This window comes from Candidatus Delongbacteria bacterium, assembly GCA_041675285.1.
Classification (GTDB): Bacteria; CAIWAD01; CAIWAD01; order CAIWAD01; family CAIWAD01; genus CAIWAD01.
In genome coordinates, this window is record JBAYTZ010000031.1 from 1 (window position 1) to 9,906 (window position 9,906).

11 protein-coding genes are annotated in these 9,906 nt (G+C 67.6%); all 11 read right to left on the reverse strand.

The features are described 5' to 3' along the window. On the reverse strand, positions 1 to 2,019 hold a 2,019-nt coding region (locus tag WC326_16305), incomplete at its 3' end, for a hypothetical protein (GenBank protein MFA7332632.1). A 2-nt stretch (positions 2,020 to 2,021) separates the two neighbouring features. Beyond that, entirely contained in the window at positions 2,022 to 2,702 is a 681-nt protein-coding gene (locus WC326_16310) for a hypothetical protein (protein MFA7332633.1), read from the reverse strand. Beyond that, entirely contained in the window at positions 2,702 to 3,892 is a 1,191-nt protein-coding gene (locus tag WC326_16315; GenBank protein MFA7332634.1) for a baseplate J/gp47 family protein, read from the reverse strand. The genes WC326_16310 and WC326_16315 overlap by 1 nt, the downstream gene beginning before the upstream one ends. After that, positions 3,889 to 4,317: a GPW/gp25 family protein gene (locus WC326_16320; GenBank protein ID MFA7332635.1), complete on the reverse strand. Its 429-nt coding sequence runs from the start codon at positions 4,315 to 4,317 to the stop codon at positions 3,889 to 3,891. Before WC326_16320 ends, WC326_16315 begins: the two co-directional genes overlap by 4 nt. Beyond that, positions 4,314 to 4,562: a hypothetical protein gene (locus WC326_16325; GenBank protein MFA7332636.1), complete on the reverse strand. Its 249-nt coding sequence runs from the start codon at positions 4,560 to 4,562 to the stop codon at positions 4,314 to 4,316. Before WC326_16325 ends, WC326_16320 begins: the two co-directional genes overlap by 4 nt. Positions 4,563 to 4,571: 9 nt before the next feature. Continuing rightward, positions 4,572 to 5,138, reverse strand: a complete 567-nt coding sequence (locus WC326_16330) for a phage baseplate assembly protein V (GenBank protein MFA7332637.1) — start codon at positions 5,136 to 5,138, stop codon at positions 4,572 to 4,574. Further along, a complete protein-coding gene (locus tag WC326_16335) occupies positions 5,123 to 5,893 on the reverse strand; it encodes a hypothetical protein (protein ID MFA7332638.1) in 771 nt (256 codons plus the stop codon). The genes WC326_16330 and WC326_16335 overlap by 16 nt, the downstream gene beginning before the upstream one ends. Next, positions 5,890 to 6,618: a hypothetical protein gene (locus WC326_16340; protein ID MFA7332639.1), complete on the reverse strand. Its 729-nt coding sequence runs from the start codon at positions 6,616 to 6,618 to the stop codon at positions 5,890 to 5,892. The genes WC326_16335 and WC326_16340 overlap by 4 nt, the downstream gene beginning before the upstream one ends. After that, positions 6,608 to 9,313 (reverse strand): phage tail tape measure protein, encoded by a 2,706-nt coding sequence (locus WC326_16345; protein ID MFA7332640.1) that lies wholly within the window; start codon positions 9,311 to 9,313, stop codon positions 6,608 to 6,610. Before WC326_16345 ends, WC326_16340 begins: the two co-directional genes overlap by 11 nt. 12 nt (positions 9,314 to 9,325) lie before the next feature. Further along, positions 9,326 to 9,478: a hypothetical protein gene (locus WC326_16350; GenBank protein MFA7332641.1), complete on the reverse strand. Its 153-nt coding sequence runs from the start codon at positions 9,476 to 9,478 to the stop codon at positions 9,326 to 9,328. A 50-nt stretch (positions 9,479 to 9,528) separates the two neighbouring features. Then, a partial coding sequence (locus WC326_16355) for a hypothetical protein (protein ID MFA7332642.1) occupies positions 9,529 to 9,906 on the reverse strand: 378 nt, incomplete at its 5' end.

Below are 9,906 nucleotides of genomic sequence, written 5' to 3' on the forward strand. Positions count from 1 at the left end.
CGTGGCCATGCGGTCACGCTCCACTTCGAAACGGGATCGATCCTGACTGCGCCGGCGCGCCAGGATCTGGGCCAGGGTCTCGCCCGCGGCATTCTCCAGCTCGTCCGTCAGCACTTCCAGCCCTGCCGACCAGTCCCCGCCCACGTCGAACTCGGTCACGGCCTGGACATAGATCACCAGGTGCTGGCCGCCGCGGATGGACCACTGCAGGCGTTCGGTCCAGATGTCGCCGTCCCAGGTCAAATGGAAACTCGTCAGGGCCTGGCCGATGGCCGGTGGGGCAGGCAGCGGGGTGAGGAGCTCCAGGGAGCGGGTGGAGGAGTTGAAGGACTTGACCACGCGCGATACACCGCCCACCTCCACGCGCGTGCCCGGCTGGAAGACGGCCGTGCCGGCCACTTTCACGAGGCTGGTCGTGGAGCCAGTTCCTACCGTGTCCGCGGCCTGCACCTCCTCCCGCTTCTGCCTCGGGATGGTCGAGGACTCATGGGTCCGGTGGATGAGGTCCACGTGGACGTTTTCCAGCACGTCCTTGGGGATCGCCGCGGGGAGGTGCGTACGCGTGTGCTTGAGCTCATAGACCCGCACGCGGTAGCCGCGGATCTCCTCCAAGTCCACCAGCGCCGGCTTGTCCCAGGACAGGCGCAGGGCGTAGGCCTCGGCCTGGCCCTCCTGCCCGTCCGTGAAGAGCTCCAGGACCGTGTTCGCATGACCGGCCTTGGTCTGCAGGACCTCGATGCGGGTGGCGTTCTTGGCTGCCTTGGTGGCATCGACGGCCGCCAGCATCTCCTGGGCCGTGGCCACATCGCTGCCGAAGCCCAGGGTGGAGGGCTTGGCCAGGTAGAACCAAGCGGCAGGTTCGCTCGCGTCGGCCGGGGTGGAGAGGGTCAGGGTCTGAAGGGGTACGTTGACGCTCTGGACCACCACCTCCTTCACCAGCCCATCGGCGTGCAAGAGGAGGGTCTGGCCTTCCAGGCTGGAGCCCAGGGCCGTCCCCGCGCCCGTGGCCGTGGCCGATCCCGTCACGATGGACAGGCTGCCCTGCTCTCGCCCCACGCCGGCCGCGCCCGACAGAATGGCCTGCTGTTTGGCCGCCACCACCTCCAGGTCCAGGCTACCGCCCACCGCCTGCGTGCCGCGAATCTGGCCCAGCGTATAGCCCAAGAGGCGCTTGGCGTTGATGAGGGCCCGGTAGCCGTCCAGCTCGCTCACATGCGAGGTCAGGGTTTCCACGCTGATCCGCGCGGCCATGTAGGTGTCCAGGGCCGTTTTCAGCGCCGTGCTACGCTCCGGGGCCTCTGACAGCACTTGCAGCGCCAGGTTGTCCTCGCTGAGAATGGGCGTGCCTGGCTTGGACGGGATCTTCCGCGTCTCCACCACCCGGTCTCCATGCCCATCCTGCAGGTTGAGGATGCCGTGGCGGAAAAGCAGCAGAAGTTCGGGGTGCTCGGCCAGAGCATTGGCCACGGTGAGCGCCGGGCTTCCCGGATTCGCCTCATCCTGGTAGCCCACGTGGAAGGCCGCCGCCGTGGTGTGCGTGTCCGTGCCCTGCTGGTGGATGCGGGGGTCGCTCACCACCTGTGCGAAAGGGCGCAGATCCTCCACAGTGCCGCTTTCCAGGGCGCGACCAACCACCACCTCGCAGGGCCCTGGCACAGAGGACGTGCTCAGGCGCACGGCGAAGCCATGCACACGCCGCGTTTGGTGCGCTTCGCCCGTAACGAAATGGGTCTTCGAAGCACCGTCCATCAACGTGTAGCCGACGAACACGTAACTGGAGATAGCCGGCCAGCCTTGGGTGACGGGTGCCGCGCTGGCAATGCGCTCGCCGTCTTGGTACGCCACGCCAGGGGCGATGACGAGATCGCTGCCCACCTTGCCAAGGCTGAAGCCCGTGATCACGCCATCGGTGAAGAGGTCTCCCGTGCGGTCCAGGATGGCCTGGATGAGTGCGTCCCGGCTGAAATTCTCGTCCTCAAGCGTGGGCTTGTCACCGGAGAAGAACAGGTACTTGTCCACGGCTAGGCCTCCACGAAATGCACGACAGCCGCCGTGTGGGCGGGCTTCTCGGCGTTGATGAGCTCGATGATACGGGCCTCTTCCTCGGCGTCCAGGGCGGCTGCGGTTTCAACAGTCAGCCAGAAAGTGAAGCGGATGTCCACGTCGGCCTGGCTGAACAGGCGGGTCTGGCGGATCCCGTCCGTGTCCTCGTCCGCCTGGTCGGCTGAGCTGAAGAGATGCGACCGTTCCACCTCCACCTGTCCCTTGTCGTCCAGCGCCGTCCGCACGATGCGCGCTTGCGGGTCGTCTGCGTAAACGGTCAGAGCCGAGAGGGTGTGGCCCAGCACGTCCTCCACCAGGTACTTCATCCCCATGGCGCTGCCGGCGTACTGGCGGGCTGCCGGCAGGATGGACAGGCGCTGCCAGAGATGGGCATCCGTCTCTTCAGACAAGCGCCGCGTGCCCCGGTCCAGGGCGTGCAGGTTGAGGTCCTGGCCGCGCTGGGCGTCCGCGTAGTAGGGGTCCGTGCCGTCCCCCAGCTGCCAGACGAAGCCCCGCCGGCGCAGGCGGGTGATGGCGTCCTTGGCCGCGTCCAGGGAGAGGCCCCAGGCGTCCAGCAGGCCGGCAAGGATGCTGTCATCCTTCTTCCGGCGCACGCTGGGCAGCATGCGCACGAGCCACGGTCCCAGGCGGCTCTCCATCAGAAGCTCCACTCGGTCTTGTCGATGGCCGGGGTCGCCGGTTCGGCCTCGCCCTCGGGTGCTTGCCGGCGGTCCTGGTAGCTGCGACCCTTCACCCGGTGGACCAGCGTGGCCACCGCGGCATCGATGTCCAGGTACTCGATGGGCGTGGCAGGCAGGTCGGCTTCAGGCGAGTCCACTATCACGTTGTAGACGCCGTCCACGGCCATGACTGCTGCCACGAGGCGTGCGCGAATGAGGCCCTCGCCCAGCTGCAGACTGTCCGAGTAGGTTTGCAGGGCCTGGCGCACAGCCGCATCCACGGTCGCCTCGTCTGCCGTGGCGAAGCGCCAGAGGGTGAGAGAGAGCGGAACCTTTGCCACCACGGCGCCTGTCACCGTCAATTGGGCAGTGAGGGGCTGCCGAGGGCGCACATAGGTGGCCACGTCAGAGAGAAGCTGGGGCGTGGGCACGCCGTCCGTGCCCAGGACGACGAGGCCCACGGTTCCCGGGCCGTAGGGCGCATCGTCCAGCACCATGGCGGCCTTCACGCCGGGCACGGAAAGGGCCCAGGCTTGGTAGGCGCCGCGCGTGCCGCCGACGCCCAGGGTGTCCCACTTGAGGATGGCGCGCTCGCGCAAGGCCCGGTCGGACTCAGGGTCCGCGCCCTCCTCCACCAGGTAGGAGAGCGCGCCCACGTCCTGGTTGATCACCGTCTCAATGCCCGAGACCGTCGTCACGATGAGGCTGATGGTCCCCGGGCCCACGTTGCCGATGGAGCCAGCCTCCTCGGCCGTGGCCGTCACCACCACACTTGTCTGGCCCGTGGCCAGGGTGAATGCTTCGTCCGTCACGAAGCGCAGGCTGCGGCCGCTCACGTCCTTGCGGCTGCGCACGATGGTGCCGGCGGGGATGAGCGTGTCCTGGGTGGCCGGGGCGCTGCGGCCGAACGTGAGGCGCACGCGGGCCTTCTTGGCAGAGAGGCGCCGAATGCCCACCTCGCGCACTTTCAGGTCCAGCCATGTGCCCTCGGCCGTCTGGATGAAGAGGGCGCTGGAGACTGTCCGGATGAGCTGGTAGAGGCCCGCGATGCCGGATGCCACCGCTTCCAGGATGCCGCGCAGGCCGGCGCCCACGTTGAGGTTTGTGAAGGGGGTCTTGGTCACGACGGCCTGCAAGAGGTCCGCCAACACTTCGTCGAAGGTCTTCATGCCAGGATCTCCCCCTGACTGACCGTGAAGCTCCCCGACAGCCCAAAGCCCCAGACCCATTCCTGCAAGAGGTCACTACCCACCTCGGCGAAGCGGATCCGGTAGACCTTCTCCTCCGGTGCTGCTGCCAGCGGCTGGATGCTGATGGAGGCATCCTCCACTCGCGGCTCGTCTTCCAGGGCCTCGCGCAGATAGCGCAGGGCCAGCATGCGGCTGCGGGGCGAGTCCGGCGCGCCCAGCAGACTCTTGATCCGGCAGCCCCACGTGGGATGCGCCGGCAGCTCCCCGGGCAGGCAGGCCAGGCGGTCCAGGATGTCCCGCGCCAGGACGTCGCCGTCCTGGGCGGCCGCGACGTCGCCATTCGGCGCCACCACCAGGTCGCCGTCCGCATCGAAGGCGAGGTCGAAGGTCTGGAAGCGGCTCACTGGATCACCCCCGGCGCCGTGGTGGCACCCGTGTGGGAGCCCGGGCTGCCGCTCGTGGCCACCGGGATGCCCGGCAGCACCTGGGCCGCTGCCTGGATGTGCTCGACGATGGCCTCGGCCAGCGCCAGGGTCTGAGCCGCATCGATGGCCGACGCGTTCCCCGGGTCGCGCGGATCCAAACCGGACAGGTGCTGCTCGGTCTTGGAGCGGATCAAGTCCGCCAACTGCTGGGGATTCAGTGCCATGCCCCTACGCTACTCCGTCCGAGAGGTGTTTGAAAGCTCTGACCCCGAAAGCGGCGCGATTGGCGTCGAGGTGGGCCGGCCCTTGTTCTCGATGTGCTGGTGCGCGTTGAATAGCGACTGGAACGTGTTGCCTAGGATGACCTGCTCGGCCGCGCTGGTGCCCAGGTGGACGGCCGGGGCCTTCACGTGGACCTTCACGTCCGACTCGATCTCCACGAGCCCATCCGCGTGGATGACCACGCGGGACTTCCCCTGCTCCAGCACCAGATCCTTTCCCGCGGTCCCGCTGCCCGTCAGGAAGCCGACCACGAAGGGCCGGTTCGGGTCCCCGCCCTCAAAGGCCACCATCACCGCGTCGCACACCGTGGGCAGGATGACCAGGCGGGCGGCCGTGGTGGCCCAAATGGCCAGGATCTCGCAGCGGGGCAGCAAGGAAAGCGTCTCGTCATCCGGCTGGACACTGACCGTGTAGGCCGCAGCATCCACGGCTGTCACCTTCCCCCGGATAGGCAGGCGCATGTAGGCGGACAGGTCCGGCCGCAGTTGCTCCACCAGGGTCTTCAGCTCGCGGCGCATGGCACCACCTGCAGAAGGGTCCTGCCGCCGGAACTCCAGCGGTAGAAGGCCTCCTCCACGAAGAAGCGCGCGCCGCCCACCGTCACCACCTGGCTGTGCAGGACGGGCGCCACGAGCGTCTCCACCAGGGTCATGCCGAGCTTGCCCGGTCGGCGGTCGATGAGGGTCACCCCCGTCTCCAGCGCCAAGACCGGCGCCTGGCCGTGATCGGGCGGGCCCAGCACCAGCTGGCCGGCGCGCACATGGAAGCGGTGGTCCTCGCCCGTCTCGCGCGAGAGCCACGTGCAGAGCTGCTGCAGGGCTTCCTTGGGCGTCAGATTGTGGACGGGGAAGCGGTCTATCTGCGTGCCGGGCACGCTCGCCTGCAAGGTGAGGCCCGTACCGACGATGAGGTCCCCCGCCAGCTCGGCGGGGGCCACGTGCTCCCAGGTGCGCGTGATGCGCCGGGCGGGGGCCTGCAGGATGGCCTGGTAGTCGATGAGCTCCAGGGCCACCTGGAGGCCGTCGGGCTGAACGGCGCGCACGAGGCCTTCAAAGATGACGATGAGAGCAGGGTCGTCCTGGTAACCCCAGCGGATGACGGCCTTCTGGCCGCGGGCCAGGGTGGGTGCCAGCTCGGCTTCCGGGTCGGAGAGGACCAAGCGCCCGCTGTCCGCCGCGCTGCCTTGAGCCTGCACCCAGAACGAGACCACGGCCGGGTCCAGGCGCTGGCCGGCAACCTCCACCTCATAGACGGGATGCGTCCAGGCGCTCATCCGTCACCGTCCTCGTAGCCGGGATCGTCCATGTCGTCGCCCGGGGCCTCGCCGCTTCCTTCGGCCATGCCGTCGTTGAACTGGTCGCGCACGTAGCCCAGGTTGCGGTCCAGGTTCTCGTCGCCCTCAATGGCCTCGGCGCCCTGGGCGGCCGCATCATCAGACGCGCCTGCGCTTGCCGACTGGTGTTCGAGCTGGGTCTTGATGGACTCGTACTCCACGAGCACCAGATGCACGGGAATCCAGTTCGACTCTCCGTCCTCGTCGGCCGTGAGCTCCTGGATCAGCACCTGGCGGATGCCAAAGAGGTCGGTCAGAGGAGAGATGATCTCCACGGGCTTGGGCAGGCTGGCGCGGCCATCCCGGAACAGCTTCTGCAGGGGGCGCAGGCGATCAAGGGGCGTGGTGATCAGCGTGCCATCCAGGCTCTCCTCGGGCACCAGCTCCAGGTCTACCGTGATCTCCGAGGACTCGTAGCCCGTCGGCTGGCGAATGGACCCGCTCTTCTTGGGAATATTCACCTCGTCGATCTTGATCGACTGCTTGACCTGCATGGCCCGGGGCGGCACCGGGAAGACTAGGCCGCCCAGGCTGAAGGGGATCTCCGTCAGGTTGCGCGTGACGGATCCGGCCGCCTGGCCCTGTTGGACGAAGTCCTGTTCCTGGCTGGCAATGGCCGCCAGGCTGACCGGCGGGGCGGGCGGGCCCATGGGACTACTGGGCATAGCTCACCTCATCGATGCCGTCTTCCTGGCCAGCCGCTTCCCGCAGGGCCTCCAGAAGCTGATCCTTGATGCTGGTGGCCGGCGTGCCCTGGGCAGCCTGGATCTCGATCTTGGCCACGTGGATGTGCCGGTCCACCGTCGTGGTCTGCTGGTTCCGGGTGATGGCCCGGGCGGGCTGAGCGACGCCGGAAGGCCGGACTGGAGTGAGCTCGGGTGACATGGCGGCTGCAAGCCCGCCCTGGGCCGCCGCAGCCAGCTTGCCGCCGCGGGGGGCGTCCTCCAGAACGGCGGACAGCTTTCCACTCCGAGGTGCCTCTCCGAGAACGGAGGACAGAGGGCTTGTGGCGCTCACAGCCGGGCCCATGCCGGTGAGTGCGAAGGACGGCTCGCCTTTGTGAAGCAAGCCCGGCATGCCAGCCTGGGCGCCTGCCGCTACCGGGGCCGCCTTGGTGGCTACTGGCAAGACCTTGGCCGCCGCGCCCGTGTCCAGGGTGGGGATAAGTGGGATCTCCACGCCCGGGATCCTGTTCACGGTCTTGATGAACCCATTGACCTTCTCGATCACCCAGTTCAGCCCGGACTTGAATCCGTCCCAGAGGCCGTCCAGGAAGGTCCGCACGGGCTCGACCTTCGTGTAGAGGAGGACGAAGCCGGCGGCCAGGAGGGCCACGAGGCCGATGACGATGCCGATGGGGTTGGCGGACAGGGCCGCGTTGAAGGCCCACTGAATGACGGACCAGGCTTTCGTCGCGGCCGCCACAGCCACGATCTGGGTGCGCAGGATGAGCGAGCTGCGCCCGGCCCACAGCGTGGCCGCCGCCGCCCGCAGGGCAGCCACGCGGGCCACCAGAAACCCACCGGCAGCCCTCCCGCCGGCCAGCACCGTCTGGGTGGCAAACATCCACACGGCCTTGGCTGCGCTCAGGATCAGCGGCCAGGCAAAGGCGGCCAGGGACACGAACAAGAGGCCGCTAACGATGGGATTGGCCTTGATCCAGTTCCAGGCGCGCAGGAGGGTCCCGACCAGGAAGCCCAGACCCCAGGCCACCATGCCGGCGAAGTAGAGAATGGGCGAGATCCCGCTCATCGCCCCCTTGTACCAGCCGGTCAGGAAGCGCCAGAAGGCGCCCAGCGTGGCATCGAAGACCGTGGCGATGCCAACGCCCATGGCCTTGATACCGCCCCAGATGGCGAAGACCACCGGCTTCACGGCGAACCAGACCTCTTCCACCGTATCGCGGAAGCCCAGGAAGTTGGTGTCCCAGGCCTTCACCAGGCCGTAGATCGCCACGCCCACCAGAGCGAAGGGGGCGATCATCTTCAGGGCGCCCAGCCCCAGGGCCTTGAGGCTTGCGGTCAGCGGGATGGCCGCCGAGTTCGTGACCCCCATGGAGAGCGCCACCTGGCCCAGCTTGGCCGGCAGGCGCATGGCCATGCCCGCTAGGTGCAGCATGCCGCCGCCCACGAAAAGCAGCATGCCGCCCAGGCTGAGCCCGACGGCCAGCACGCCGGCGAAGCCAGCTGCGAACTTGGTCAGCGCCGGGTGCGCCTCCATCCAGCCCAGGATGGCCTCGGCCACGCCCTTCACCGCGCCAAGGAGCGGGATCACCAGCGGCATGAGGTTGGAGCCGATCTGCATGGACACGCCGTTGACGGCGGCCATCATCAGCTTCCAGTGTCCCGTGGGAGTGTTGAGGATCCGGTCCTGGAACTTCTTAGCCGCGCCGGACGACTGGCTGATGGAGGTGCGCAGACTCATCAGCTCCTCGCGCGAGCTGGAGAGAAGGATGTTGAAGACCTTGATGCCCTCAGCACCGAAGAGGTCGGTCAGGAGCAGGTTCTTCTTCTCGTCCGACAGACTGCCCAGCTTGGCCTTCATCTCGCCGAAGATCTCGATGAAGTCCCGGGTTTTGCCCGTGGCCTGGTCGTAGGCCTCCACACCCAGGCCCTTCTTCAGCTTGCCCGACTGCGTGTAGAGCTTCGTCATCGTCATGGCCAGGCGCGTGCCGGCCCGGGCGCCGACCTCGTTGCGGTTGGCCAGGATGCCCAGGAGGGCGAGGTTGGTCTCCGTCGACTGACCAAACGTGGCCGACGTGGAGGCCGTGTTGACCATGGACTCCTGCATGTCGGCGAACTTCAAGTTGGTCTTGTTCATCGCCGCCGTGAACATGTCGCTCAGGGCCGTCGCCTCGGACATCGGCTTCCGGTAGGAGTTCAGCGTGCCGACGAGGAGGGCGCCGGCGTCCGCCATGGCCACTTGCTGACCCGTGGCAAAGGCAATCGTGTCGGCCATGATGCCCGTTTTGTCGGCCACCTCGGCAGCCGTCCGGCCCATCGAGGCCAGCTCGCCCTGGCCTTCTGCAATCTGCTGGGCCGTGAAGAGGCTGCGCGCGCCCAGATACTTGGCCGCGTCACCGATGGCCATGACCTCCTCTTCTGAGGCCTCCGCGATGCCGCCGACCCGGGCGATCTCCGTCTGAAACTTGCCCATCTGCAGGATGGGCATGGCCAGGCTGGCCGCGATGCCGGCGCCCACCAGCATGGTCTTCAGGCCGGCCTTCTTCACGCGCTCGGCCGTCTGCTCAAAGGAGCCGGCGAACTTGTCCAGCCGCTTGGACGCCGTGCTGAAGGCCGACAGGTTCGACGTCCCGAAGACGCTGATGGTGATGGCGCTGGTGAAACCGGTCATCGACATCGGGCGCGTCTCCTATCGTCTCCGGTTCGGACGCTGCGGCGCCTTGCTCGCCTTGGCTTCCTGCTCGCCCAGCCACTCGGCCGCCACGCAGAGCTCGAACACCCGGTCGAAAGGCAGGTGGTCGAGGATTTCAAACGTGTAGGCCGGGAAGCGGTGGGCGATCACGGCGCGGGCCTGCAGGTACCAGACGCTCTCCAGGTCCGCGCGCGCCGCCCTTAGAGCTTTTTTACCGTGATCTCCTTCGAGTAGCCCAGGACCTCCTGGATCTTCTCACTGAGCGCCGCGATGCGCCCAGGCTCCCAGGTCCGGGACGTGTTGTATTCCAGGTCCTTGGCGTCCAGTGCGGGGTGCACCACGAAGGTTCGCACGATGTCCAGGGCCAGGCGCTGCTCATTGCCCTTTGCCGCCTTGCCCAGGCGGCTGAACTCGTCCCAGCTGGAGCCGCGCACGATGAAGACGTCGCCCTCGGGCGTCTCCAGCTGGAACAGGCTCTGGTTGGGGTAGGCGGTGCGGAGCGTCTCGATCAGCTCCGGTGTGACGATTTGCGGCTGCATGAATTCTCCGGGATTGAGATTGAGAGAGATCCGGGGAGA